Source organism: Thiothrix unzii, assembly GCF_017901175.1.
GTDB classification, from domain to species: Bacteria; Pseudomonadota; Gammaproteobacteria; order Thiotrichales; family Thiotrichaceae; genus Thiothrix; species Thiothrix unzii.
On record NZ_CP072793.1, the window covers coordinates 1,954,990 to 1,981,472 of the forward strand.

General features: G+C 52.9%; 30 protein-coding genes. 16 read left to right on the top strand and 14 right to left on the bottom strand.

Annotated features, from left to right (window positions below; translation table 11 throughout):
- Positions 1–459: 459 nt before the first annotated feature.
- The 10 genes from nifE (at position 460) to J9260_RS09830 (ending at position 6,947) form a co-directional block, all read left to right on the top strand.
- A complete protein-coding gene (gene nifE / locus J9260_RS09785) occupies positions 460–1,860 on the top strand; it encodes a nitrogenase iron-molybdenum cofactor biosynthesis protein NifE (RefSeq protein ID WP_210217610.1) in 1,401 nt (466 codons plus the stop codon).
- A complete protein-coding gene (gene nifN, locus J9260_RS09790; RefSeq protein ID WP_210217611.1) occupies positions 1,853–3,277 on the top strand; it encodes a nitrogenase iron-molybdenum cofactor biosynthesis protein NifN in 1,425 nt (474 codons plus the stop codon). Before nifE ends, nifN begins: the two co-directional genes overlap by 8 nt.
- A 10-nt stretch (positions 3,278–3,287) precedes the next feature.
- Positions 3,288–3,719 (top strand): NifB/NifX family molybdenum-iron cluster-binding protein, encoded by a 432-nt coding sequence (locus tag J9260_RS09795; protein WP_246499371.1) that lies wholly within the window; start codon positions 3,288–3,290, stop codon positions 3,717–3,719.
- Complete coding sequence (locus tag J9260_RS09800) at positions 3,716–4,198, top strand: SoxR reducing system RseC family protein (RefSeq protein WP_210217613.1); 483 nt, start codon at positions 3,716–3,718, stop codon at positions 4,196–4,198. Before J9260_RS09795 ends, J9260_RS09800 begins: the two co-directional genes overlap by 4 nt.
- A complete protein-coding gene (locus J9260_RS09805) occupies positions 4,195–4,668 on the top strand; it encodes a NifX-associated nitrogen fixation protein (RefSeq protein WP_210217614.1) in 474 nt (157 codons plus the stop codon). The genes J9260_RS09800 and J9260_RS09805 overlap by 4 nt, the downstream gene beginning before the upstream one ends.
- Before the next feature lie 10 nt (positions 4,669–4,678).
- Entirely contained in the window at positions 4,679–4,888 is a 210-nt protein-coding gene (locus J9260_RS09810; RefSeq protein ID WP_210217615.1) for a CCE_0567 family metalloprotein, read from the top strand.
- Positions 4,889–4,899: 11 nt separating this feature from the next.
- Positions 4,900–5,208: a ferredoxin III, nif-specific gene (gene fdxB, locus J9260_RS09815; protein ID WP_210217616.1), complete on the top strand. Its 309-nt coding sequence runs from the start codon at positions 4,900–4,902 to the stop codon at positions 5,206–5,208.
- A gap of 67 nt (positions 5,209–5,275) precedes the next feature.
- On the top strand, positions 5,276–6,187 hold the full coding sequence (locus J9260_RS09820) for a DMT family transporter (RefSeq protein ID WP_210217617.1): 912 nt from the start codon (positions 5,276–5,278) through the stop codon (positions 6,185–6,187).
- A complete protein-coding gene (locus J9260_RS09825) occupies positions 6,184–6,669 on the top strand; it encodes a GNAT family N-acetyltransferase (protein ID WP_210217618.1) in 486 nt (161 codons plus the stop codon). The genes J9260_RS09820 and J9260_RS09825 overlap by 4 nt, the downstream gene beginning before the upstream one ends.
- Positions 6,670–6,731: 62 nt before the next feature.
- On the top strand, positions 6,732–6,947 hold the full coding sequence (locus J9260_RS09830) for a ribbon-helix-helix domain-containing protein (protein WP_210217619.1): 216 nt from the start codon (positions 6,732–6,734) through the stop codon (positions 6,945–6,947).
- Positions 6,948–6,958: 11 nt separating this feature from the next.
- Here J9260_RS09830 and J9260_RS09835 read toward each other — a convergent pair whose 3' ends face one another.
- The gene (locus tag J9260_RS09835) at positions 6,959–7,183 is read right to left on the bottom strand and encodes an AbrB/MazE/SpoVT family DNA-binding domain-containing protein (protein WP_210217620.1); all 225 of its coding nucleotides are present in this window, start codon (positions 7,181–7,183) and stop codon (positions 6,959–6,961) included.
- Positions 7,184–7,378: 195 nt separating this feature from the next.
- Between J9260_RS09835 and J9260_RS09840 the strand changes: the two genes are divergently transcribed.
- Positions 7,379–8,197, top strand: a complete 819-nt coding sequence (locus J9260_RS09840; RefSeq protein WP_210217621.1) for an NYN domain-containing protein — start codon at positions 7,379–7,381, stop codon at positions 8,195–8,197.
- Positions 8,198–8,215: 18 nt separating this feature from the next.
- Here the strand turns inward: J9260_RS09840 and J9260_RS09845 are convergent, their stop codons facing one another.
- The 11 genes from J9260_RS09845 to nifH all read right to left on the bottom strand — a co-directional run bounded on the left by J9260_RS09845 (position 8,216) and on the right by nifH (position 16,309).
- Positions 8,216–8,761, bottom strand: coding sequence for a flavodoxin (locus tag J9260_RS09845; protein WP_210217622.1), 546 nt, complete (start codon positions 8,759–8,761; stop codon positions 8,216–8,218).
- Positions 8,754–9,008 carry a DUF3144 domain-containing protein gene (locus J9260_RS09850; protein WP_210217623.1) on the bottom strand — a complete coding sequence of 85 codons (255 nt, stop codon included), beginning with the start codon at positions 9,006–9,008 and terminating at the stop codon, positions 8,754–8,756. Before J9260_RS09850 ends, J9260_RS09845 begins: the two co-directional genes overlap by 8 nt.
- A 101-nt stretch (positions 9,009–9,109) precedes the next feature.
- Positions 9,110–10,066, bottom strand: a complete 957-nt coding sequence (locus tag J9260_RS09855) for a hypothetical protein (protein WP_210217624.1) — start codon at positions 10,064–10,066, stop codon at positions 9,110–9,112.
- Complete coding sequence (locus J9260_RS09860; RefSeq protein ID WP_246499374.1) at positions 10,059–10,778, bottom strand: 4Fe4S-binding leucine-rich repeat protein; 720 nt, start codon at positions 10,776–10,778, stop codon at positions 10,059–10,061. The genes J9260_RS09855 and J9260_RS09860 overlap by 8 nt, the downstream gene beginning before the upstream one ends.
- Positions 10,771–11,043, bottom strand: a complete 273-nt coding sequence (locus J9260_RS09865; RefSeq protein ID WP_093070878.1) for a DUF6129 family protein — start codon at positions 11,041–11,043, stop codon at positions 10,771–10,773. Before J9260_RS09865 ends, J9260_RS09860 begins: the two co-directional genes overlap by 8 nt.
- Positions 11,040–11,513: a NifB/NifX family molybdenum-iron cluster-binding protein gene (locus J9260_RS09870; protein WP_210217626.1), complete on the bottom strand. Its 474-nt coding sequence runs from the start codon at positions 11,511–11,513 to the stop codon at positions 11,040–11,042. The genes J9260_RS09865 and J9260_RS09870 overlap by 4 nt, the downstream gene beginning before the upstream one ends.
- Before the next feature lie 90 nt (positions 11,514–11,603).
- Positions 11,604–11,798 (bottom strand): 4Fe-4S binding protein, encoded by a 195-nt coding sequence (locus tag J9260_RS09875; protein ID WP_210217627.1) that lies wholly within the window; start codon positions 11,796–11,798, stop codon positions 11,604–11,606.
- Between the two features lie 29 nt (positions 11,799–11,827).
- Positions 11,828–12,040 (bottom strand): putative nitrogen fixation protein NifT, encoded by a 213-nt coding sequence (gene nifT / locus J9260_RS09880; RefSeq protein WP_202715971.1) that lies wholly within the window; start codon positions 12,038–12,040, stop codon positions 11,828–11,830.
- 79 nt (positions 12,041–12,119) lie between these two features.
- Complete coding sequence (gene nifK / locus J9260_RS09885; protein ID WP_210217628.1) at positions 12,120–13,691, bottom strand: nitrogenase molybdenum-iron protein subunit beta; 1,572 nt, start codon at positions 13,689–13,691, stop codon at positions 12,120–12,122.
- Positions 13,692–13,824: 133 nt separating this feature from the next.
- Positions 13,825–15,303: a nitrogenase molybdenum-iron protein alpha chain gene (nifD, locus tag J9260_RS09890; RefSeq protein WP_210217629.1), complete on the bottom strand. Its 1,479-nt coding sequence runs from the start codon at positions 15,301–15,303 to the stop codon at positions 13,825–13,827.
- 127 nt (positions 15,304–15,430) lie between these two features.
- Positions 15,431–16,309, bottom strand: a complete 879-nt coding sequence (nifH, locus tag J9260_RS09895; protein WP_202715974.1) for a nitrogenase iron protein — start codon at positions 16,307–16,309, stop codon at positions 15,431–15,433.
- A 128-nt stretch (positions 16,310–16,437) separates the two neighbouring features.
- Here nifH and J9260_RS09900 point away from each other — a divergent pair, with 128 nt between their 5' ends.
- The 4 genes from J9260_RS09900 (at position 16,438) to J9260_RS09915 (ending at position 24,068) form a co-directional block, all read left to right on the top strand.
- Positions 16,438–17,262, top strand: a complete 825-nt coding sequence (locus tag J9260_RS09900) for an NAD(+)--dinitrogen-reductase ADP-D-ribosyltransferase (protein ID WP_246499376.1) — start codon at positions 16,438–16,440, stop codon at positions 17,260–17,262.
- A gap of 105 nt (positions 17,263–17,367) precedes the next feature.
- Positions 17,368–21,468, top strand: a complete 4,101-nt coding sequence (locus J9260_RS09905; RefSeq protein ID WP_210217630.1) for a cellulose binding domain-containing protein — start codon at positions 17,368–17,370, stop codon at positions 21,466–21,468.
- Between the two features lie 12 nt (positions 21,469–21,480).
- On the top strand, positions 21,481–22,746 hold the full coding sequence (locus tag J9260_RS09910; RefSeq protein WP_210217631.1) for a DUF1552 domain-containing protein: 1,266 nt from the start codon (positions 21,481–21,483) through the stop codon (positions 22,744–22,746).
- A gap of 11 nt (positions 22,747–22,757) precedes the next feature.
- Positions 22,758–24,068 (top strand): NAD(P)/FAD-dependent oxidoreductase, encoded by a 1,311-nt coding sequence (locus tag J9260_RS09915; protein ID WP_210217632.1) that lies wholly within the window; start codon positions 22,758–22,760, stop codon positions 24,066–24,068.
- A gap of 36 nt (positions 24,069–24,104) precedes the next feature.
- Here the strand turns inward: J9260_RS09915 and J9260_RS09920 are convergent, their stop codons facing one another.
- Positions 24,105–24,380, bottom strand: coding sequence for a DUF3817 domain-containing protein (locus J9260_RS09920; RefSeq protein ID WP_210217633.1), 276 nt, complete (start codon positions 24,378–24,380; stop codon positions 24,105–24,107).
- Between the two features lie 185 nt (positions 24,381–24,565).
- Here J9260_RS09920 and J9260_RS09925 point away from each other — a divergent pair, with 185 nt between their 5' ends.
- On the top strand, positions 24,566–25,762 hold the full coding sequence (locus tag J9260_RS09925; RefSeq protein ID WP_210217634.1) for a TsoY family (seleno)protein: 1,197 nt from the start codon (positions 24,566–24,568) through the stop codon (positions 25,760–25,762).
- Here the strand turns inward: J9260_RS09925 and J9260_RS09930 are convergent, their stop codons facing one another.
- Entirely contained in the window at positions 25,763–26,464 is a 702-nt protein-coding gene (locus tag J9260_RS09930; RefSeq protein ID WP_246499377.1) for a Crp/Fnr family transcriptional regulator, read from the bottom strand.
- Positions 26,465–26,483: the final 19 nt, after the last annotated feature.

Consider the following 26,483-nt stretch of genomic DNA (forward strand, 5'->3'; position numbering starts at 1 on the left):
CACTCACCTACTGTTTTGCACCATAAGCGTAGTGGATTCTTTTCCATCAATCAATATACAAGATGTCGCTTCCCCATCTTGTTAGGATTGATGCTATGAAAATAGTAAAACCTCCGCCCTCTGGTTTCAGATGGGTTCATTGCCGGTTTCGGCGTGTTAGAAACAGTAGCCGCGTACTTGATGCTTATGATTATGGGTACAAAGCGTGGAGTTTTTTAGTACGTTCAAGGCAATAAAGAGCATAGGAGAGGGGTAACGCCCTCTCCTATTCCAAAAGGATTGAGCAACAAGTGTTTGATAGTCATCAGCGGTATTACTGTCACAAATCCCCCCAACCCTTTAAGCCTTTGTAGCATTCCCCACAACCCCCAAACCGCAATCCCCACGGAAACAATCAGTTACACACTTGGCACAGCCTTTGCTTTACCTCTTGCATCCATCAAGCCGAGGTAACGCCCCATGATGAAGTCCAAAGACATCGCCGCATTGCTGGACGAACCAGCCTGTACCCACAACAAAAAGGAAAAGTCCGGTTGCGCCCGCCCCAAACCCGGCGCATCGGCGGGTGGTTGTGCATTCGATGGCGCACAAATCGCGCTGCTCCCGATTGCGGATGTGGCACACATTGTCCACGGCAGCATTGCCTGTGCAGGCAGTTCGTGGGATAACCGTGGCACACGTTCCAGCGGCGCACGCTTGTACAAAATCGGCATGACCACCGACCTGACCGAGCAGGATGTGATTATGGGACGCGGCGAAAAACGCCTGTTCCATTCCATTAAACAAGCAATTGACAGCTACAGCCCCGCCGCCGTCTTCGTCTACAACACCTGCATCCCCGCGCTGATCGGCGATGACATCGAAGCGATCTGCAAATCGGCGCAAGAACGTTGGGGAACGCCCGTCGTACCGATTGATTGCGCCGGATTTTACGGCACGAAAAACCTCGGCAACCGCATTGCGGGCGATGCAATGGTGAAACACGTCTGCGGAACCCGCGAACCTGACCCGTTGCCAATCGGCGCAGAAAGCGACACTTTCAAAGTCCACGACGTGAATCTGGTCGGCGAATACAATATCGCAGGCGAACTCTGGCACGTCCTGCCACTGCTTGACCACCTCGGCATCCGCATCCTTTGCACCCTCTCCGGCGATGCCCGTTTCCACGAGGTGCAAACCATGCACCGCGCCAAAGTGAACATGATGGTATGTTCCAAAGCCATGCTCAATGTGGCGCGAAAACTCGAAGACAGTTTCGGCACGAAATGGTTTGAAGGCAGTTTTTATGGCGTGCAAGACATGAACAATGCCTTGCGCGATTTCGCCCGCCTGATCGAAGACCCTTACCTCACTGAACGCACCGAAGCCCTGATTGCCAGCGAAGAAGCCCGCATTAACAAAGCCTTAGAACCTTGGCGGCAACGTCTCAAGGGCAAGCGTGTGTTGCTGTATACCGGCGGGGTGAAATCCTGGTCGATCGTTTCCGCCCTGCAAGATTTGGGCATGACGGTGGTTGCAACCGGCACGAAAAAATCCACAGAAGAAGACAAAGCCCGCATTCGTGAAATCATGGGCGCAGACACCAAAATGGTCGAAGACGGTAGCCCGCGAGCCTTGATCGACATTGTGCGTGAATACAAAGTCGACATCCTCATTGCCGGTGGGCGCAATATGTACACCGCACTCAAAGCCCGCATCCCATTCCTCGACATCAACCAGGAACGCGAATTCGGTTACGCAGGTTACGAAGGGATGCTGGAACTCGCCAAACAACTCGCCCTGACCGTCGAAAGCCCGATCTGGCAAGCTGTCCGCAAGCCCGCACCGTGGGCAATAGCCAAGGAGGTTTCTCATGGCTGAGATCACCAAACGCAACAAAGCCCTGTCCGTCAGCCCGTTGAAAGCCAGCCAAACCATCGGCGCAGCACTCGCGTTCCTCGGCTTTCACCGTGCCATTCCGATGTTGCACGGGGCGCAAGGTTGTACCGCCTTCGGTAAAGTATTTTTCGTGCGCCACTTCCGCGAACCGATTCCGCTGCAAACCACCGCAATGGATCAAATCTCGGCGGTAATGGGTTCGGATGAAAACGTGGTCGAAGGCTTGAAAGCGATTTGCAGCAAAAACAATCCGTCGCTGGTCGGTGTGCCTACCACGGGCTTGGCAGAAACCCAAGGCAGCGATGTGACGATGGCGACGGGCGAATTCCGCAAGAAATACCCCGAATACGCCCACATTCCGGTGGTCGCTTTGTCCACGCCCGACTTCACGGGCTGTCTGGAAAGCGGCTTTGCCAAAGCGGTGGAAGCGATTATTGCCACGCTCGTTCCCGAGGCCGCCACCGCTGGCACGCAACCCGGCAAACGTCCGCGTCAGGTCAATGTGTTGGTCAATGCTTCGCTGACTCCCGGCGATCTGGAAGCCTTGAAAGACACCATTGAACTGTTCGGTTTGCGCCCGGTGGTGATTCCCGATTTGTCAGATTCACTCGATGGGCATTTGCCGGAAGACGATTTCAGCCCGCTAACCATTGGCGGCACGTTGGTGTCGGAAATGGCAACGTTGGGCGATTCGCTGGCAACGCTGGTGATTGGCGCATCAATGTCAGCGGCGGCGGATACCTTGCGTCAGAAAACTGGCGTGCCGGATTACCGTTTCGACCATTTGATGGGGCTGGAGGCTAACGACCAGTTTGTCCATACCTTGCACACGCTTGCCGCCGAACCTGTGCCGCCCAAGCTGCACCGCCAGCGGGCGCAATTGCAGGATGCGATGCTGGATACGCACTTCATGCTTGGCCTGTCGCGCTTCGCCATCGCCGCTGACCCGGATTTGCTCAACGCCTTTTCGCAATTGCTGGCGGAAAACGGCGCGTATACGGTGGCGGCGGTTGCTCCGGCGAATGCGCCGATTCTCAAGCACATCGCAGCCGACAAGGTGCATATCGGCGATCTGGAAGATTTGGAAAAGGCGGCGGAAGCCAATGAAGCCGAAGTGTTGATTTGCAATTCGCACGGGCAGGAAACGGCATTGCGGCTGGGGATTCCGCTGTTACGCGCTGGTTTTCCGCAGTATGACTTGCTGGGTGGGTATCAGCGGCAGTGGATTGGGTATACGGGAACGCGCCAAACGCTGTTCGACATTGCCAATATTTTGCTGTCGTTGGAGAAGGGCGAGATTCACCCGTATCAGTCGATTTATGCGCAAAAACAAGACAAAGAGGTAAGCAGCTATGGCGGCTCTGACACGGCGGCTCACAGTTCTCGGACAAGACACTGAGGAACACTTCATGGAAACAGCCATTAAAGTTGCGTTTGCATCCACCGATATGAAGCACGTCGACCAGCATTTCGGCGCGGCGGAATCGTTTGCGATTTACGCCCTGACCCCGGAAAACGTGCAATTGGTGGAAGCCACCCAGTTCGGCAAGCTGGCGATGGACGGCAACGAAGACAAGCTCGATGCCAAGATCAAAGTGTTGGAAGGTTGCGTGGCGATTTACTCGCAAGCGGTCGGTGCATCTGCCGTTGCCAAGCTCAAAACCGCCAATATCCAACCCGTCAAAGTCAGTGCAGGCGCGGAAATCAGCGAATTGCTGGAAGCCTTGCAGGAAGAACTCCGCAGCGGCCCCAGCGCGTGGCTGGCGCAAGCCATCAAACGGATGCAAGCCCCCAATGCGCAACGCTTCGACTCGATGGAAGCCGAAGGGTGGGACGAATGATCGAAGAAACCGCCACCGTGGTTGCCGCTACCCCCGATCATATCTGGGTGGAAGCCCGCGCCAGCAGTGCCTGTTCCAGTTGTGGCACACAAGACAGTTGCGCCACCTCCAGCGTTTCCAAATGGTTTGGAATGCGCCGCCAGCAGTTACGTTTGCCGAACCAGTTTGCCTCCAGCGTGGGGGAACAGGTGATTATTGGCGTGGAAGATCAGGTTATGGTCACTGCGTCACTGGCTGCATACATCTTGCCCGTGGTGCTGATGCTGGGCGCGGCAATCATCGCGGATGTGCAAGGCATGAGCGATAAGCAGCAAGCGGGTATTGCCTTGCTGGGTTTGCTGTTGGGCTTGTTGGGCGCAGGTGTGCTGACCAGCAATCGCCGCATGAACCGTTACTTCCAACCACAATTATTACGCAGGGCGGATACCTTCACCCTCCGCCAAATCGAATTCAAACCTTTCACAGGAGATACCCCATGAGCGAAGCTAGCACTTTGATTGCCGCTGACGATCCCGTCCTCAGCACCGATTTTGCCACCGAAATGTTGCGCCAAATGCGTGCACTGGATAGCTACGGGGCGTATGACAACTACACCCCCGCGAAAATCCTGGAGCCATTCGTTGTCACCAAAGCGATGAAGCGCGAAATCCCCATCATTGGCGACCCGGATGAAATCATCATTGCCCGCGTCAAGGTGTTCTACAACGCCATTGCCGCGCTGATCGAAAAGGAATGCGGCCTGATGGCAGTGCCGATGATGAACCTTTCACACGAAGGTTTCGGGCGTGCCCTGATTACCGTCGGCAAGCTGGTGGTGGTTGACCGTACTTTGCGTGACGTTCACCGCTTTGGCTTCGAGTCGCTTTCCAAAATGAAGGATGAGGCCGACAAGTTGCTCTCGGTTGCGTTGAATCTGATCGGCACACACGCTGCCGTTGCTGGTTTGTAAGGAGGCTGCGATGACCCCGGAAGAACTCAAAGCCCTGCAAAAAGCGGTCAGCAAAGCCAAGCGCATTGCCACCGAACACGCCAGCCAATTGCACGATTTGGTGGAAGACAAGCTGCCCGCTGGCTATCAGGAATTGCCCGCGATTGCGCAAGCCACTTACGACGCTTGTGTGGCGTGGGCTGAAGCCAACGCCAAACTGCAAGCCGCCGAAGCGAACTAGAGGATACTGATATGGAACCAATCACTGGTCTTACCCGTGGCGGCATTGCTTGGACACCCGCCTTCATCACCACGCTCAATCAGGGCAAATGCATTGGTTGCGGACGCTGCTATAAAGTTTGCCCCCGCGATGTGTTTGAGCTGGTCGAACGCGACGAACTGGAACTGGAAGACGACGATAGCGATGACAGCTATGACGATGATGACAACACGATGGTGATGAACCTGAAAAACGTGCTGGACTGCATTGGCTGCCAAGCCTGCGCCAAGGTTTGTCCGAAGAAATGCATGAGCCACGCACCACAAGGTTTAACCGCGTAGGTAGGTCATGGTGTTGAGAGACGCAAGATTTTGCGTCTCTACGCGGGATTGCCCTTACAATGCGCCGATGAATACAAAACCTTTGTTGCCGCTGTCCGGCTTGGCTTACGGCGCGTTGCTGATTTTAGCATCCGAATTTTTTCTGGTGAGCGCGGGCATGGTGATTAAACACCTGAACGGCGTGGTCTCGACAGAACAAACCGTGTTTTTCCGCAATGCGTTCGCACTGTTGTTGCTGCTGCCGTGGTTATGGCGCAATGGGGTGCAGGCGGTGAAAACCGATTGCTTGCACCTGCATTTTTTGCGCTCGCTGCTGGGTGTCACGGCGATGAGCTGTATGTTTTATGCGTGGGGGCATCTGCCCTTGGCGCAAAGCGCGTTGTTGAAGCAAACCATGCCGTTATTTGTGCCGATTGTGGCGTTTTTCTGGATGGGGGAACGCTTGTCCTGGCGTAACTTTGTGGCGATTGGTTTGGGGTTTGCCGGGGTATTGTTGGTGCTGAACCCGTTTCAGGAGGCGGCGGTTTTCAATCTGGCGGTGGTGTTGGGGCTGTTCGGCGCGGTCATGGGCGGTTCGACCAAGGTGAGTATCCGGCGGATGCGTTCGAGCGAAGAGCCAGCGTTGCGCGTGGTGTTTTATTTCGCCTTGTTTGCCAGTGTGTTGTCGGTGATTCCGGCAGTGCTGGCGTGGTTGCCGCTGACGTGGGAAACCTTACTGTGGCTATTCCTGTTGGGGGTGTTGGCAACCTTGGCGCAGTGGGCGTTGACGGCGGCGTATGGTCATGCTCCGGCGGGGCAATTGGGGGCGTTTACCTATGCGTCGGTGATTTTTGCGGCGGTGCTGGGTTGGTGGTTATGGGATGAAAGCCTGAGCTTGCTGGCGATAGTAGGAATCGGAACTATTATTGCCGCCGGGTTGCTGGTGATGTTGGGGCAAGCGCGTTTACCTGTGGCACGATTGGTGGAGGATGGGGCATGAACAACACGATTACTCTGGCGACCCTAGCGGATATTCCCGACTTATGCGGCTTGCTCGACCTGCTGTTCACGCAGGAAGCTGAATTCACACCGGATACAGCGGCGCAACAGCGGGGTTTGACCGCAATCATCCAGAATCCCGATGTGGGGCAAATCCTGATTGCACGGCAGGTGGGCAATGCGGTGGGCATGGTCAGCTTGTTGTACACCGTTTCCACCGCACTCGGCGGGCGCGTGGCACTGCTGGAAGACATGGTGGTTACGCCAGACACACGCGGGCAAGGCGTGGGGGCGCAATTGCTGGCACACGCTATCGCGCTTGCCAAGGCGAATGGCTGTTTGCGGATTACCCTGCTGACCGATGCCGTGAATGAGGCGGCACAACGCTTTTACCAGCGTCAAGGGTTTGTGGTTTCGCCGATGCTGCCGCTGCGCTTGATGCTTGTGACAAACAATGAGCAATGCGTATTTGCAGGCGGCTGATTGTGAGCAGCGGGCTAGGTGTGAGGCTCGTCCGGCTTGAACGCAACTGGTTGCCGGTGCTAATGTCAGCGGACAGATCAATTTACGAGGCACAAGCAATGGAAAAAGATAACCTGTCAAAATTCGTGAAAGACGCAGCACGCTGGCCAATATTTGATCGTACTGTACAGGTCGTCAAAGAACGCAATCAGGACATTTCACCCGAAATACTGGAAACCATGATTGATGATGCAGTGCGTGAAGTCCGTGCCGAATGCCACCCCATAAACGGTGAGTAAGCTCAAACCACTCATTTCGCCAACTCACGGCAAGCATTACGGTATTTGTTCAGTACCTTCTCCGCAGCGTGCATCTGCTCATCAAAATCCCGTCGATGGGCTGTCAGTATGAAACCCTCCGAACTTTCCAGAAAACACAGGCTATCACCTTTGTCTGCGTTCATTTTTTCCAGTACCTCTTTGGGCCAGACTATGCCAACAGTGTCGCCAATGGCGGTGAGCTTGACTTGTAACATGGCAGTATTTTTTGTGAGTAAAACGTAATAGTACGAGCCTAGCCGTAGGTTAGGAGAAGCGCAAGCGATACTCACAATAGCCTTTGACATGGATGGTTTTTCGCGCAAGTCACCACTTGTCGCGAAGTATTTGGCATGAAGAAAAATTGAAGTTCTAATTGGGCTACATGAAAATTGTTATTTGGAGTTTCCCCTTTGGTATCACCACGTTTAGTCGCAAAAATTGAGTCTGAAGAGCCAACGCTCCGTTTAGCCGTCCTAATTGATGCAGATAATGCGCAAGCTGCTGTAATTGAAGGTCTGCTGGCAGAAATAGCAAAGTTTGGGGAGGCAACCGTAAAGCGCATCTATGGAGATTTTACTGCACCGACGAGTGCGTCATGGAAAAAGGTATTGCAGCGGTATGCCATCAAGCCGATGCAACAATTTGCTTATACGACAGGGAAAAATGCGACAGACAGCACGCTGATCATTGATGCAATGGATTTACTTTATACACGCAAGTTTGACGGTTTTTGTCTAGTTACAAGCGACAGTGATTTTACTGGCTTGGCAATGCGTTTACGTGAAGAAGGGCTTACTGTGCTTGGGTTTGGTGAAAAGAAAACACCCGATGCTTTCCGTAATGCCTGCCACAAGTTCGTATTCACCGAAGTGCTGCGTCCGACTGTCGAGCCTGCTGCCACAACAGTCAAAGTTGTTAGTGATCAAAACATCGAAAATGGGCAGAAATCTACAGTTAATGCCCTTCCTGCCGAAGCGGTAGAACAGAAAACCGAATTCCCGAAAAAATCTGTTTTGGCTGCATTGGAACAATCTGTTGATGATACAGGGTGGGCACATCTGGGTACATTCGGTAGTTATTTGACCAGATTGCAACCAGATTTCGATTCACGCTTATATGGCTACAAAAAACTCTCTGATCTTGTCAAAACGAAAACAGATATTTTTGTCACGGAAGAACGGCCTGCGCCGGGATCAAGCCAAAAAGTTTTGTATCTACGGGCTAGATGATTTATGTGGGTCAGTCATTCACCCAACCAATTTTGCCAATAACGCCGGTTTAATCGCCTCAATCCAAGCACTCAACCGCGCCTCGGTCAGCAAGCTCTGTGACTGCTGATCCAGCACCAGCCCGACAAACTGCCCATCCACCACCGCAGGCGATTGCTTGAAGGTATAACCCTCAGTAGACCATTGCCCAACCACGTCCGCGCCGCCCGCCACGCCCCAACGATACAAATGGATCAGCGAGTGCGCAAAGCGGTCGGGGTATTTTTCCTGATCGCCCAGCCCGTACAGCGCAATCACCTTGCCGGACAAATCCTTGCCCGCCAGTTGCGGCATGAAATCTTCCCAACTGCCATCCTGAATATCGGTGCTTTTGCCCGGAAGCTGGTCGATGCCGTAAGTGGCAGTCCCCAGAATCAGCGCATCGTATTGCAACAGTTCTTCAGCCGTGGTGCGGTTGATATTGAGCGGCTTGGCAGCGACATCGCCCAACAGCTTCGCCATCTTTTTCGCCATGAGCCGCGTCGTGCCAGAATTCGTGCCAAAAAATATCCCGATCTTATTCATGGGGAACTCCATGGCGCATCTCGTGCAGGTTTTCCTTCAACATCTTGCGGTACTGCTCGGTGTAATACTCGATTGCCGCCGCTTCCTTGTCCTCATCACCCAAGGTTTCCCGGAAGTGGAAAGCGTTGTAACGCGCCGCCGCGTACAGGATCGCTGCACTGAGGAAATTCGGTGCCCATTCCTCGCTCAACTTGTTCGCCAGATTGATGAATTCATCGGCGACCTCGTGAAAATCCAACTCTTGCATCGTCACTCTCCTGTGTTGAAGAAACCCATCCCCGATAAATCATCCCACCAACGTAGAGACGCAAGATTTTGCGTCTCTACATATCGTCGTATCCCACCGTTCTACACCCCATACCCCCGCTGTTCCCACTCACGCAAAATCTTCAAATCCCGCGCTGGCAAATAGGCATAAGCCTCCATCTGATCGCGCAGCACCGCCTCCGCCACCGTGGTTGGTACGCCCTTGCGGTTTAACATGAGGAAATACCACGCAAACGGATACCCCACCTTACGGTCAAAACTGTGCAGGGCTTTTGCCATTTCCGCCCCACTCAAACCGTGGTTTTCCGCGAAATCCGCCACCTTTTCCGCAAACGTCGTCGTTGGCTTGATATTGTAATGTTCCGCCTTGTCGCTGCCCTGATACGCTTGCAACACCATCACCCAATGCTGGCAGAAAATCGCGTCATTATGTCCCGCACTGCTGTTCTGCCAGTCCTGCATAAAGCGCAACAGGTTTTGCACATGGCGGCTATGGAAATTCTGGTCGGCAAACACCTCTGCCATTGCCTGCAAGCGGCGGAAACGGTAATGCGGCTTGCCCACGGGTTCGGGTTCGAGGTGCGGGTAATCCACCGGATCAAGGAACTCTTCCACACTATCCGGCAAAAAATCGGGGTCAGACAGCGGACGATCCAGCACTTCCTGCAACACTTCCACCTCAATCTGGAGGAAATCCTGCGGCTTATCGCCCGTCGATGCGGTGAAATACAGCGTCGTACCGCTGATTTTGGTGGCAAACAGGATTTGCTCCGAACATTTGTCCAGCAAGGTTTCAATGTCGCCGCCGGACACAGTTTCAGCCCACAAGCGCAGATTGTTGGCAAGCGGCTGCATATCAATGTCGACCACACCACCCAGATGATGCCAGCCGCCGCGTTCCAGCACCTTGTCAAAGCTCAGCTTGAGCGGTGCGAACAGGGTATTGATGCTGTGTAGCAGTTCTTCGTGCGTCACGCCCACTGCCAGTTCGGGGCACTGGGCAGCGAGTTTTTTGGCTTGCCAGTCGAATTCAGTCATTGTCATCCATCTCCCGAAGCCGCTGACGCGCGACTTCCTTCACATCGGGGTCAGTGTCGTGTTCCAGTATTTCCAGCATTCCACGGGTAGCACGCTCGGCAACTTGCAAGCGCACACCCCAGTCAGGGTCATCCAGCAAGGCACTCAAAGCGGCGGGCTGGATGCGTTCTGCCACAATGCGGCGGATTTCTGGCTCGACATCGTTAAGCATCAGCCCCAGACTTTCCGGCGGCAACCGCCGAGCAACACTCATGCGTACTTCGCGGTCGGTGTCACAAATCATGCGGAACAAACGCCCCGCAGGCATCCGCCGTGCCACGTACTTGCGCACCAGATAATCGTGGTCATTGACCAGTGCTTCGAGTTGTTCCGCAGGCAAACGGTCAGCGACCGTAATGCGCACTTCGCGGTCAATATCGCCGATCAGCCGGTACAACTCATCCACTGGCAAGCGATAAGCCAACACGCGGCGTACCACTTCATCCGGGTCATCAATCAGTTCCAGCAGGCGTTGCTGGGAAATGTAACGCGCCGCAATCGCCCGCCGTTCCCAGAAATCATCACCGGTATAGCCTTGCGCCAGATCGGGGTTTTCGCGGAAAAAACGCTCGATTTGCCGCCCGCTCATCGCTTGTACACAAGCATCGCCCGGTTTGCAGCGACCTTTTTCCAGCCGATCTTCATGGTGCGGGCAGGTGGCGCAATCAGTCATCATCCTCACCCAGTTCGGCAATGACCACGCCGCTTGCCGCTTCCAGACTCGGCGTGAAGCACAGGCAATGGTTGCTGCCATCCACCAGATAGACGTTGAAACCCTTGCCCTGTGCGGCAGGTTGCGGGCCACACACGTCGTCATCCATGCACCACGTAAAGTGCAGTTCGGGGAAATGCGCCCGCAGGTAGGTCAGATTGCTGTCAGCCAAACCGTGTTGTGTGACCTGTTCCACCACACTGGCAAGCTGTTCTGGGGTCATCATCCTTCCGCCTCAAGCAGTTCATCGTCTTCGTCATCGCCAGAGAAACGGGCACGTGCTTGCGCATCCTTGCCCATGACTTTGCCCAGCCAAGGCGAGGGGTTTGCCAATGCTTGTTGCAGCTTTTCCAACAATTCGCTGGTCGGCACAACCGTCGGTTGTTTGATCGGGTGGATGCCTTTCTTGACGATCTTGGCAGCAGCGGGGCCACCCACCGAAGCGATGAATAGCACCTGGCAATCAAGGATCAGGCTGGCGCGGTAGGCATTCTTGTCTTCTTCGGCTTCGTCGTCGCCGACATCGCGCACATCAATCAGGCGGTATTCGGCTTGTGATACCTGATACACCAGAAAGCGTTCGCAAGAACCAAAATGCCCGTTCAAGGATAGAGACGCAAAATCTTGCGTCTCTACGCCAGCAGTGGTGGCGTTGGTGGCAAATGCTACGCGGATGGAATCGGGTAGATCATTCATAATGGACTCCTTGGAATAGCGTGAGATTGAGGGGTGATGGTAGAGACGCAAAATCTTGCGTCTCTACGGGGATGGTGGTGTCGATGTCAATCAAACGTATTCAATACAGCCATCTTCCAAACACACTTTCAAGCACTGTGGCTCATCGTGTTCGCCTTCACATTCGGTGCAGGTGTCTTCCACAATTTTGTAAGTGCCTTTGAATGGCTTGATGGATTTGGTTGGGCAAACGGGTTCGCAATCGCCGCAAGAGGTGCAGATGTCGCGGTTAATTTTCAGTGCCATGACTATTCTCCTTTCACTGGGTTCAGCATTCAGCCGCGCTTGAAACGCAGCGTCGTCGGAAAAGCGGGTGGGGGGCTGATCGGGTCGATGTACCACTTGGAACCATCAGTTAACTCGACAGTGCCACCCCATTCTTCCGCCGTATCTTTCTCGACTGTCGCAACCGTCTCTTCCATGTCCTGTTTGGCGACATAAAATTGCAAGTTGCCATCAGGCTTACGGCGGATCATCACGTTGGGCATAGGAATCTCCTTGTTGCCCTCTTGTCCCCTCCACCCCTTGCGGGGGGAGGGTTAGGGAGGGGGGAAGTTCGGAGGACTATTAACGAACCAAATCGTAGTTATAATCCGTAGTCCCCATCCCGCGAGTTTCCTCGTCCAAACGCTCCAGCACTGCGTTAGTCAAGGTGCGCAGCATATACATTGCGCCCTCATAACCCAGTGTGGTGTCACGGTGCATATGGTGGCGGTCGAAGATCGGGAAGCCGATGCGGATCAGCGGAACCTCAAACTCTTTGCCTTTATGCAGCGTGTCACGCTGGATGAACTTGCCGTAGCTGTTACCAATCATGAAGTCCGGCTTGTTGGTGAACATCAGTGAACGGAAGTGCCACAAGTCTTTACCAATGTGAACTTCACTGTTTTTACCGTAGGGAGAAGCGGCCAACAGGGCTTCGACTTCTTTCTTCCAACGCTTGTTAGCGTGGTTGCACAGCACATGGATAGGCTCTGCACCGACTTCCAGCAGGAACTTGGTCATGCCCAGCACGAAATCTGCATCGCCGTAGAGACCGAATTTCTTGCCATGCAACCAAGCATGAGAGTCGGTCAACATGTCGACCAAACGACCGCGCTCGGTCAGCAACTTGTCAGAAATCGGCTTGCCGGTGATTTCAGAGACCTTCATCAGGAACTCATCCGTCCAGTCCAAACCCATTGGGATGTTGAGTTTAGGCGCGGTGTGTTTCCAGGTGTTTTGCACCAACTTCTTGGTCTTTTCCAACTGCCAAGGTTGCAGCAACAAGGTGTCATAGGCGTTTGGAGCGTCTTTGACTTCAGCCATGGTTGTGCCGCCTGCGTACATGCGGAATGTGCCATCAGCCGGGGTATCCAACACTTCAGTCGGGTCAGACATCAGGGTAACGTCGACATCCATGTCAGCCATCATGCGCTTAATGACGCGGAAGTTGCCGAGGTAAGTCTCAAAACCGGGGACGATATTGAGCTTGCCATTGCTGCCGACTTCCTTGCCTTCCATGTAGTTCAGGGTGAAGTAGCGGGCAATACCTTCAAACATATTGTCCCAGCCGGTGGTGTGTGAACCAACGAAGCTTGGGGTATGCGCGAATGGCACGGGGTAATCTTGCGGGATATGCCCTTCCTTCTTGGAGTTATTGATGAACGCATTCAAGTCGTCACCGATAACTTCTGCCATACAGGTGGTGGAAACCGCGATCATGTCCGGTTTGTACATCGCTTTAGCGTTTTCCAGACCGTCGTACATGTTCTTTTGACCACCAAATACCGCTGCATCTTCTGTCATGGAGTCAGATACGCACGAAATCGGCTCTTTGAAATGGCGGTTGAAGTAAGTGCGGAAGTACGCCACGCAACCTTGCGAACCATGCACATACGGCAAGGTTTTCTCAAAGCCGAGTGCGCACAGCACAGCACCCAAGGGCTGGCAGGCTTTCGCCGGGTTAACGGTCAGGGCTTCACGCGCAAAGTTCAGATCCTGATATTCCTTGGTGGTAGACCAGAGGAAGGTTTCCTGAATTTTGGCATCCGCGTGACGCTCTTCGTAGTTGTCCTGCTTGTTTTTCAGACTGGCTTTGTACTCGTCATTGCGGAACAAAGGGTAGCTGGGAACGATGTTATCAACAGCTTGGCTCATGTCATTTCTCCTCCCGCGCCGCTAATCTGCGGACAACGGGTAGTAAATTTACAATCTTTAAGAGGGGCGTATTCAATACGCCCCTACAGGGGACGTTCTACCGTAGGGGCGTATTGCATACGCCCTCTTTGGCTTACGCAGCAGCAGCTACCGCTGGTGCTGCTTCGTCCTTGATCCACGGCGCTTTCATCTTGCCCCAGCAAGGGTTGTTCAGCGTCATGTCCATGTCACGGGCGAAGATGGCGAAGCCGTCATAGCCGTGATAAGGGCCGGAGTAGTCCCAAGAGTGCATTTGGCGGAATGGGATACCCATTTTCTGGAAGATGTACTTTTCCTTGATGCCTGCGCCGATCAGATCCGGCTTGACCTTTTTGACGAATTCTTCAAATTCGTAGCCAGTCACGTCGTCGTAGATCAGGGTTGCGTTGCCCATGTCCTTGATAGTACGGTCATAGTCGTCGTTATGAGCGAACTCGTAACCCGTACCGACCACTTCCATGCCGAGGTCTTCATACGCACCGATAACGTGACGTGGGCGCAAACCACCGACGTACAGCATGACGCGCTTGCCTTCCAGACGTGGACGGTATTTGGCAATGACTGCATCGTATTGGGCTTTGTAACGCTCAATCACGCGCTCTGCGCCTTCCTTGATGGTGTCGTCGAAGTAGCCAGCAATCTTACGCAGGGATTCGGCGATTTTGGTCGGGCCAAAGAAGTTGTATTCAACCCAAGGAATACCGTACTTCTCTTCCATGTGGCGGCTGATGTAGTTCATGGAACGGTAGCAGTGCAGCAGGTTGAGCTTCACTTTAGGGGTCAGTTCCATTTCAGCCAGCGTGCCGTCACCGGACCATTGGGAAACCACGCGCAAACCCATTTCTTCCAACAAGGTGCGTGAAGACCATGCGTCACCGCCGATGTTGTAGTCGCCGATAATGGAAACGTCATACGGAGTGGTTTGGAAGCTGTTGTCGCCATCGCGTTTGTCCAGAACCCAGTCACGGATCGCGTCATTGGCAATGTGGTGACCTAAGGACTGGGAAACACCCCGGAAACCTTCGCAACGTACCGGTACAACGGGCTTGTTGAGTTCCTTGGAAGCTTTTTTGGAAACGGCTTCGATGTCGTCACCGATCAGGCCGATTGGGCATTCAGACTGGACGGAAATGCCTTTCGCCAATGGGAACAGGCTTTCGATTTCGGTCATGATTTTGGCAAGCTTTTTGTCGCCGCCGAATACAATGTCTTTCTCTTGGAAGTCAGAGGTGAAGTTCATCGTGCCGAAGGTGTTGATACCGGTCGTACCAACATAATAGTTACGGCGACCAGCGCGGGAATATTGTCCGCAACCGACCGGGCCGTGCGAAATGTGGATCATGTCCTTGATCGGACCCCAAACCACACCTTTAGAACCGGCATACGCGCAACCACGGATGGTCATAACGCCAGGCAGGGATTTACGGTTGGAGGTAATGCACTTTTTGGATTGTTCGATGCTTTGATCGTTGACGGTTAAGTGCTTGGCGCGGTCTTTTTTCGCCTTTTCGGGATAAATTTCCAAAACCTCGGCAATGAGGGCTTCGGTTTCTTCGCGGGTCAGATTCGTCATGTCTAGTCTCCTGATTCACTGCCACTAATCTGTGGACGGGTGAGGGAAGGATGGGTATGAGGGTTGGGTTTTATCCACCGTAGAGACGCAAGATTTTGCGTCTCTACACACCCTGCTATCCGTTTAATTAAGCGACTTCTTCAGCAGCCGTCTTACCGACGATGGATTCGTCTTCTTCGTCCATCAGACCGAATTGCATCAGCAGTTCTTCCAACGCATCCATCGTGATTGGAGTTGGGATCACGAACTTGGTGTTGTTGATGATCTTGTTAGCCAAATCACGGTACTGTTGTGCTTGTTTCGCGGTTGGCTCGTATTCGATAACGGTCATGCGGCGGATTTCTGCACGTTGTACAACGTTGTCACGTGGTACGAAGTGGATCATGTGTGTGCCGAGTTGGCGTGCCAGTTCCATGATCAGCTCGTCTTCACGAGCAGTGTTACGTGAGTTGCAGATCAGACCAGCTAAACGCACGCCGCCGGAGTTCGCGTATTTCACGATACCTTTAGCGATGTTGTTAGCCGCGTACATCGCCATCATTTCGCCGGAGCAAACGATGTAGATTTCTTGCGCTTTGTTTTCGCGGATAGGCATCGCGAAACCACCGCACACAACGTCACCGAGTACGTCGTAGAATACGAAGTCGAGGTCTTCTTCATACGCGCCTTCTTCTTCCAAGAAGTTGATGGCGGTGATAACCCCACGACCTGCACAGCCAACACCTGGCTCTGGGCCACCGGATTCAACGCATTTAATGTCGCGGTAGCCGACTTTCAGTACGTCTTCGAGTTCGAGGTCTTCCACGCTGCCTGCATTGGCGGCCATTTCCATAATGGAGTTTTGAGCTTTAGCGTGCAGGATCAAGCGTGTGGAGTCTGCTTTAGGGTCACAGCCAACGATCATGACTTTCTTACCTGCTTCAGCCAGACCTGCAACCAGATTCTGGGTTGTGGTAGACTTGCCGATGCCGCCTTTGCCGTAGATTGCACATTGACGTAGTGCCATATCTTGGTCTCCTTGTGTGAGTGTGTTGTGATAACTGAATGTAACGATGATGTTTTTGCAAAGCGCGTGCCAAGGCGGCACTTTTGATTTTAGTTAATTGATTATTAAAGAGAAATTATCTTTTTATCATGAAGATGGCAGGTGTTGATTCCAGTCGTGTTCCCGACAATTCCGACACGTTTTGTATGGGTAAAGACAGTGCGTTCCTGCCATTCAACCGTTGTAACCTGCCTGCCCACATCCTTGGCAGCCTGAGTTTTCAGCAGCATCCTGTGCCATTAACCCTCGATGGCGTATCAACCTTGCATCGTTCCCTGTTTACCCACCTGCAAGCCATGCCGGATGCGGCGACGCGGGCGCAACGCTTTATGGATTACATGACGGTACATTTCTGTCTGGAAGCACTGGAAGAAGCGGGTTTGGAAGCCAACAGCAAACAAAAGCGTGCCAATGCCAATTACTTACGGGTGTTACGCGGCTGGGGCTTTGATTCCAGCGGGCGCGAAGGGGCGGTGTTGAAGGGTTGGGTGGAATCGCGCTTTGGGCTGGCGGTGCAATACCATCAAGGGCATTACGCCTTTGACCGCTGTAAGGGGCTGTATGGTACGAATGCGCTGGAAAGCCAGCTTGACCTTGTTTATACGTATTGTCAGTATGAATTGGCTTTGTCGTATTCCCAACAAAGCCACATCACGCTGTACCGGGGGGTGAATGCGCTGGATGAGTACCGGGTGCTGGAGCGCGATGGCAAGCGGGCGGTGGTGCTGATGAACAATGTCAGTTCCTTTACCCATAGCCGCGAGCGGGCGGATGAGTTTGGGGATTATGTGATTGAGGCGCGTGTGCCGGTGGTGAAGGTGTTGGGGTATTACGATTTGTTGCCGAAGTTGTTGCGGGGGGAGGGGGAGTTTCTTGTTGTTGGTGGCGTGTATGAAGTAAGCATCAATGCCTAATAATTTTTTCCCTGATTGAATATATTTATTACTGCATTGCACTATAATGATTGGGAATCTTACGCCGTTGGGCTAGGTGGGTTGGTGTTTTAGCGAGGGAACAACATGGAAAGTAAGCTTCAAGGCGGCGAATTAGCTGCTTTGCCGAGTGTCCGTTGTCGGTGGTACGTGTCTTATGGCTTGATTGCCTTGGCTATTTTCTTGTTTAGCCCTGCGGCGTGGGCGGCAACGGCCTGCAAAGTTAATTACTCAGTCGCTAGTCAGTGGGGTAACGGTTTTACGGGTAATGTCAGCGTTACCAATACCGGCGACCCGTGGACGACTTGGGCAGTCACATGGGATATGCCCAATAATCAGCAAATTACCGGGCTGTGGAATGGCAGTTACACCCAAAGCGGTGCTGCCGTCAGCGTTAAGAATGTCAGTTGGAACGGTAATGTCGCGAAAAACGCTGCCGTACAATTCGGTTTTAACGCCTCGCACACCGGCACGAATGCGATCCCCACCAATGTTTCCGTCAATGGCGTGTTGTGCGAAGGCAATGCCTCCCCTCCCCCACCGCCTGTTGTTTCTTGTGCGGTTATTTATTCCTTACCCGCGACGTGGGATGTGGGTTTCACCGCTGATGTCATGGTGAAAAATACCGGTTCAGCCGTCAGCAATTGGACTGTCGCGTGGGATATGCCCAACGGTCAAACGGTAACAGGCTTGTGGAACGGGCAATACCAACAAACTGGCAGTAAAGTTTCGGTGTCGCCTGTCGATTGGAACCGCAATATCGCGACGGGCGGGCTGATCCAGTTTGGTTTCAACGGTGCGCACATTGGTCTAAACAATATTCCCGGCAATGTTTCCCTCAATGGGGTGAAATGCGCAGGGCAAGTTGATCCACCGCCGCCACCACCACCCTCTTGTAGCGTTAACTACCAGATTCAAACCCAGTGGGATAACGGTTTCACCGGCACGGTCGACATTAAAAACACCGGCGCACCCTGGAACGGCTGGCAAACCACTTGGACAATGCCAACCGGGCAAGCAGTTACCCAAGGCTGGAACGCTACGTTTAACCAAGCGGCTGACAAAGTGACTGTCGGTAATCTTGATTACAATAAAGTCATTGGTCTGAACAGCAGCATTTCTTTTGGGTTCAATGCATCCCACACCGGGTTAAACCTTGCGCCGATTGATGTGGCGGTGAATGGCACACGATGCAGCGGTCAATCAGACAAGCTGGTGTTGCCGCCCAAAGCCCCTGATCAATTACAAGCAACCTTGGTGGATAATAATTACGCCAACCTGACGTGGGTGGATAACAGCACCGAAGAAGACAATATTGTCTTGGAACGCCGCACCAATGTAGGCGGTTGGGCGGTGTTGGCAACCTTAGCCGCAAATGCCAGCACCTATCAGGATAAAACCTTAGCCGTTGCCAGCAGTTACGAATACCGAGTAAAAGCGGTTAATACGTCCGGCTCGTCAGCTTACACCTCGACTGTCAGCGTAAAACGTCAAGATCGCACCGATATTCGCGCTGCCATGCTGGTCAATAACTGCGCAGCTTGCCACGGCACGGACGGTTACAGCACGGGTTTGGGGATTCCCTCGATTGCCGGGTTGGATAAGAGCTATTTGATGCGCACCATGAAGGCATACCGCACGGGTGAACGTGCTTCCAGCGTGATGGGGCGTATTGCGAAGGGTTACACCGACACCCAAATTGAACGGATGTCGGATTATTTATCGAAACTGCCATTTAAAGCTGCACCACAAACCACCGAACAGACACTGGTGAATCGTGGGAAAGCGGTACACGAAAGCCATTGCGTTTTCTGCCATGCCGGAACAGGCAATGACCCTACCCTGACCCGTACCCGCTTGGATGGGCAGTGGGCAACTTACTTACACGCCACACTGGAAGACTACCATGCCAACCGCAACAGCAATGTTCCGGTGGAAATGGCAAACCAGATGAAAGACCTGAAGTCGTTGTACGGTGACGATGTGTTACAGGCATTGGCGCAATACTACGCGGCTGATGCAACCGCTAAAGCAGGTGGTAACACCGATGGTGGTGGTGATACGGGTGGCGGCGATACCGGAGGTGGTGACACCGGCGGCGGCGGTGGCTCAACGGATACCGCGCCGGTTGCGCCCAGCAGTGCTACCGCCACGTTAGTGGATAACAGCAAAGTCAACTTAAGCTGGAAAGATAACAGCGGTAACGAAACCGGTTTCCGGGTCGAACGCCGCGCGACGGGCGCAGACGATACGGCATGGGTAACATTGCTGGAGCTGGGCAGTAACGTGCAAGCCTACACGGATAGCAGCGTCGCGATGGGCTTAAGTTACGATTACCGGGTCAGCGCATTTAATACCCAAGGCAGTACTGTCAGTGCGGTAGTGAATGTTGCACTGCAAACTGTGTTGCAATACGGGCAAGCGCAATACCAACGCCAAGGCTGTGCAAGCTGCCACGGTGCAGATGGCAAAGGCGGTTTTACCAACTTGCCGATGACTAAATACACCAGCAGCCAGTTGGCGCAATTGACCAGCATTATTCACGACACCATGCCGCCGGGAAATCCGGGGGCGTGCCAAAACGGGTGTGCGTCGGCGATTGCCAGTTACATTACTGACGTGCTGACACCGGATGCTAATGGTGGCGGTAACGGCGGTAATACCCAAGCGTGCGCAGGTTCGCCGCCTGCGGGTGTACGTAGCTTGCGCTTATTGACCAGGCAGGAATACCAAAATACCGTCAATGATTTGCTCGGTTTGCAGCTTGATCTGTTACACAAGTTGCCGGAAGAAAACCGGGTGGATGGCTTCGACAATAACGTGGTGCAAAACCAAATCACCAGTTCGCGCATGGAAGCTTTCTTAGGTCAGGCGGAGCAATTGGCTTCACAAGCTGTGCTGCAAAGCTGGAATAATATCTTGCCGTGTACGCAGCAGGATACCGCCTGTGGGCGGCAGTTTATCCAAACCTTTGGTAAACGTGTTTTCCGTCGCCCATTGACCACGACGGAAGTCGACACTTACGCGGCTAACTTTAATGGTGTGGCGTTCCGTGATGCGGTGGAACAAACCGTGATGGGAATGCTGATGTCACCACACTTCCTGTATCGCTCTGAACTGGGTGAGGTGCAGGCGGACGGCACGTACAAACTGACACCGTATGAAGTCGCCAGCAGTTTGTCTTACCTGTTCTGGGGCAGTATGCCGGATGCGGCATTGATGCAAGCGGCTGATCAAAACGCGCTGGATACCTCACAGCAACGCATTAGCCAAGCTTCACGGTTACTGGCTGATCCGCGTAGTCGTCAACAGGTGGGCAATTTCGTCGGGCAGTGGTTATTGAAAACCAACCCGTATTTCTTGCCTCCGAAAGACAGCAGTGTGTACCCCGCCTATACCGACAATGTGCGGTTGGCAATGTCGCAGGAGCTGATTAATTTCTTCAACTACGTGGCATTTGATTCCAGCCAAACCTTCCGTGAGTTGTATGCAGCGGACTATGTGGTCGCCAATAAAACGCTGGCAGACTTCTATCACTTGAGTGGGGCGACAGATAGTAACTTCAGTAAAACGCCTGTTACTGACGGTTCACGTCACGGCATCCTGACGTTGGGTGCGGTGCTGGCGCGTTATGCCAACAGCAATGAATCGCACCCGTTCAAGCGTGGGCGGTTCTTCTTCGAGCGGGTGTTGTGCCATGACTTACCAGAGCCTGCCAATATGGGGGTAGTGGAAGCTCCCGACCCCGACCCGAATATGACGACCCGTGAGCGGTTCTCGTTTCATAGCAATTCCGGCACGAGCTGTTTCAGTTGCCATCAGTATCTTGATGGGCCGGGCTTCAATTTCGAGAAATACGACGGAGCCGGACAGTTCCGCCAGCTTGAAAACGGCAGTTTGATTAATGCCACAGGTATCTTACGCGGCATGGAAACTTACACGCCGACCGAGCAATTGAGCGTGAACGACTTGTCGCATCTCAGTACCTTGGTGGCGGATAGCCCAACCGCTGCGCAGTGTTTGGCACGGCAGTATTACCGTTACACCACCGGACGCAGGGAAACCAGTGCCGACAGTTGCGCTTTGGATAGCTATATCCAAACGTATGAGGATAACGGTTACAACCTGCAAACCCTATTGTTGGGCATCGTCAATGCCCCTAACTTCACACTGCGCCGGGCGCAATAAGGGGGAATGGATATGAGTATGATCAATGACCGTCGCCATTTCCTGAAGTGGGTGGCTGCTGGCATCGGGGCAGCGGCATTACCGTTTGCGAGTATGGCGTATGCAGGTGATGCGCCGCGCCGTGCGATTTTCCTGCACTTTCCTGACGGGATGCGCCCGGAACATTGGCACGCACAAGGCACGGGAACAAACTTCATTTTGCCGCGTATGACCGCACCGTTAGAGCGGGTACGCCAGCATTGTGTGTTCTTAAGTGGCGTGGATATGCTGGGTTCGGGTTCTTCCCACGAGGGTGGCGTACTGAAGTTTTTGACGGGAGCGGATGGGCGCGGTAGCGATAAAGCGGTGAGTCTGGATTATTACCTTGCCCAAGCGTTCAAAACCCAAACGATCAAGCCGCACCTCAACCTCAATATTGTGCCGGTATGGGACAGTGCCGGGGTAACATTTGATAGCAATGGGCTGCGGGTCGCGCCTGAACCTAACCCGTTGGTTGCATTTGAATCATTGTTTGGTAGCAATGCCAACAATAATTTCATTGCCCAGCGGCGGTTGAATGCGATGAGCAATTCCCTGAATGAGCTGAATGCATTACGCAGTAAGTTAGGCGCGGTAGAAAAAGCCAAACTCGACACCCACACCGAATCCCTACGTGAATTAGAGCAAAAGCTCAACGCTAATGTTGGGGCGTGTGCGGCGTGGAATTTTAACCCGACAGGCTTCAAAGTGACGCGCACGGGTTTCTGGAGCAACCCGGAATACCGCGATCAACATCAGATGGGTGTCATTAGCAGTTTGCAGATGGACGTTGCGGTACACGCGCTGGCTTGTGATTTAACGCGGGTAGTGACATTGACCTGGGGACATTCGGTCAATGAAGCCATTATCGTGGGGTCAGGGAGCGGGCAAACCTGTCATCAGGCTTCGCATGGCGGCGGGGAAGATTTTATCAAAATCAAGGCGTGGTATACCGAGCAACTCGCCAAGCTAATTGAGCAACTCGCCAGCGTGCCGGAAGGTAACGGGACGTTGCTGGATAACACCGTCATTTTCGTCGGCAGTGATTTGTCGAATGGCGGTTGGCATAACCATACCGATATGCCGTTCATTATTGCGGGTGGTAAAAATGGTGGTATCAGCGGCGGGCGTAGCCTGCACTTCACCGCTACCCCGCACAATAAGGTACTGGTTTCCATCGCCCAATTCATGGGGGTGAACATCAACAGTTTCGGCAATCAAGACAGTAATCCGGGTGTGCTGCCCGGTTTGGTCGGCTAGGAGTTTGCACCATGCAGAACATTGATAACATTCGCCGCAGAACCTTCCTGAAAACCTTGGTGGCGGGTGCTGCTGTAGGCACATTGGGTTTCCCGATGTTGGGGAAAGCTGCCAATCAGCGCATCGTGGTGATTGGTGGTGGCACGGGCGGGGCAACGGTTGCCAAATACTTACGCCGTCTTGACAATACGCTGGACGTAACTCTGATCGAAAAGAACGCGATTTACACCACTTGCTACATGAGCAATGAAGTGTTGAGCGGCGACCGTACCCTTGAATCGTTGCAATTCAACTACGACGGGCTGAAAGCACACGGTGTGAAAATCGTGACCGATGAAGTAACCGGCATTGATTACGACGCTGGATTGGTGTTGACCAAAGGTGGGATTAGTTACCCCTATGACCGCTGCGTGGTGTCGCCCGGGATTGATTTCCGTTACGACCAGATCGCGGGTTACAGCGAAGCCGACATTGAAACGGTTCCCCATGCTTGGAAAGCGGGGCAACAAACGCTGTTGCTGCGTGACCAGTTAAAAGCCATGCCCAATGGTGGCACAGTGGTGATTGCTGCACCGCCGAATCCGTACCGTTGCCCACCTGCGCCGTATGAACGCGCCAGTCAGATTGCGCATTACCTCAAGCAGCACAAACCCAATTCCAAGGTGATTATCCTTGACCCCAAGCCCAGCTTTACCAAGCAACCCTTGTTTGAACAGGCATGGACAGAGCTTTACGGCTACAAAACCGATAATGCGTTATTGGAATGGTGGTCAGGGGATGCCAAAGCCGCCGGAGTGGTGGAAGTGGATGTGGCTTCCAAAACTGCGATTACCCAATTCGGTGATCGGGTGCAGGGGGCGGTGTTGAATGTGATTCCGCCGCAAAAGGCGGGTAAGTTGGCATTTGATGCGGGGCTGGTGGATGCGACGGGATGGTGTCCGGTCAATAAACTGACGTTTGAATCGACTTTACACCCGAAAGTACACGTGATTGGTGATGCGTGTATGGCGGATTCTTTGCCCAAATCTGGTTTCGCCGCGAATTCTGAAGCGAAGGTGTGTGCGTCCGCTATCCACGCGCTATTGAATGGACTGGACGTGGAAAGCCCGTCGTTTTCCAACGGCTGTTACAGTCTGGTGGGGAAGGATTACGCGATTTCCGTGGTCGGAGTGTATCGCTTGTCGGATGACGGCAAACTGGTAGAAAGCATTGCGGGCAGCGGCGGTGTGTCTTCCGCCACCGCAACGGCACAAGACCGCTTGTTTGATGCGAGTTACGCTTATAGTTGGTATAACAACTTTACGCAGGATGTGTTTCGTTAGAACGCCTTGGAAAGGCTTTTGTTATTTCGCAAGAAATCAGAGTTTTTGTGGCTTCAACACGTAATGCTCAAACGCGAAACTACCGAAGGGAATGAAAGCGGCGAATAGCCCCATGCCTAGCTGCTTAAGGTTTAGGTTTTTGCCAGCAAAAAAGGCAACCAGTGTCACCACATAGATAATAAAAGCCGCTCCGTGAATCGACCCCATCAATGTCACCGCTTCAGGATAACCGTACAAACGTTTGGCAGGCATGGCTAAAAATAACAGTAATAATAAAGTGCTGCCTTCGATAATGGCAATTTTACTGAGCATGAGAAATCCCGATAGTGCTGATGAAATGCCAGAATGAGGGTTTTCCGAGCAATTTACTTTGATATTTTTAAATACGTATAACATTTAATCAAAAGATGCAGGGCAACTTTGTGATTTCGCAAAACAATACATATTAGAATTTACTAATATTGATGCATCTTCTGATCATTATGGAGAACATCGTTATGTTCAAATTACGTCGTCACCTAGGGGATAGCTATTCCCCGCTGTATTTTTTATCAGCATTGGGCGCGGGCGGTGCGGTCGTCACCTTCTTTATGTATTTGATGTTTATGACACCACACAAAGCGACACCAATTCCAACCTGGGAATCGCTGCAAGCCGTGCTACAAGGCGATAACATCATGCTGCAAATCTTAACGGTGATTGCCTTGCTGGGTATCATCGTCTTTACGCTGTTGCATGTGCGGTTACTGGCTTGGAATGTGCGCGAATACCGTTATTTCAGCCGAACCGCCAGTTACCAGAAACTGCGCCAAAGCAATGCGGAAGTGCAATTGATGGCGATTCCACTGACGTTCGCGATGACCATTAACGTGGGTTTCATTTTAGGGGCGTTATTTGTGCCGGGATTATGGGCAGTAGTGGAATATTTATTCCCGCTCGCACTCATCGCTTTTGGGGTAACGGGCTGGTTTGCCGCGCGGATTTTCATCGGATTCATGAGCCGCGTGTTGGTGACAGGGCATTTTGATTGCAGCCGGAACAACAATCTGAGCCAGATGCTGGCCATTTTTGCCTTTGGTATGGTTGGCGTTGGCTTTTCAGCCGCCGCAGCGATGAGCCATAACCCACTTACGTCGGGCATTGGCTTTGTGCTGTCATTGATGTTTATCAGCACGGCGGGATTATTAGCAGCCACCAAATTGGTGCTGGGGTTTCGTTCAATGCTCGAACACGGCATTGATCGCGAATCATCGGTATCGTTGTGGATTATTATCCCCATTATTACCGTGAGCGGGATTGCGCTGTATCGCTTGTCGATGGCAATGCACCACAATTTTGGGATGCACATTGAGCCAATTCAAAGCCTTGGACTGTTGACTGTACTGATCAGCATCCAACTGCTATTCGCGGTACTCGGCTATGCGGTGATGAAACGCTTAGGTTATTTCGACGCTTATGTGTTCGGCAAGGAAAAAAGTGCCGGGTCATTCGCGCTGATTTGCCCCGGTGTCGCGGGCTATGTGCTGGGCTTTTTCTTCATCCACATTGGTTTAGTCGGCACGGGTTTGCTGGAAAAAAACTCACTGGCGTACTTCTTCCTGCTCGTACCGTTGGTGGTTCTGCAAATCCAAACATTGTGGGGCATGTTGCATCTCAATAATAAGCTGCTGAAACAGCCACTTATTGCGGCATAACTAATCTTCGACACCCACCGCTAAACGTAACCCGGCAGCATCCAGCATTTGGATGTTGCCGCGTGACTCCCCGATAAAACCCTGACGCTTCCAATCAGCGAAAAAACGACTCACGGTTTCAATGGTGACACCTAATAATTCACCAATTTCAGCACGATTCAACGGCAAAGCCACCCAAGTATCCGGCGAGTTCCCCGCGCACCAGCGCAACAAAAACGAGGCCAAACGTTCAGCGGCTTTTTTCGCACCCAACTCCACCAACATGCTTTCGGCACGGTGCAAACGTTCCAGCCAGCGTTTGGTCATTTCGGTTTCGATCTTCGGGTGGGTTTGTTTGAGCTTGAGCAAATCTGAGAGCGGCAAACGGCACACGTCCACCGTGTTTAATGCAATAGCCGAGTGCTTATAATTCGCACCCGATAACCCGCCAAAACCGAAGAAATCGCCGTCGCGCAACAGTTGCACAATATGCGAACGACCATCCGCCAAGGTATTGACTATCTTGACAAAACCTTGCCGCAAAGTGAAAGCGTAACGCGCTTCCATCCCTTGATGGTAAATAATCTCATCCGGTTCATATTGAATAATGGCGGGTTGAAATGCCTGAATTTGCTCGACTTCCGCCGTGTCCAATGTCGAAAAAATCGTAATGGGACGAATCGAACAACTCAGGCACTGGCCTTTAGCATGGTGGTGCGGCACGTTCGTTACCTTTGGGAAA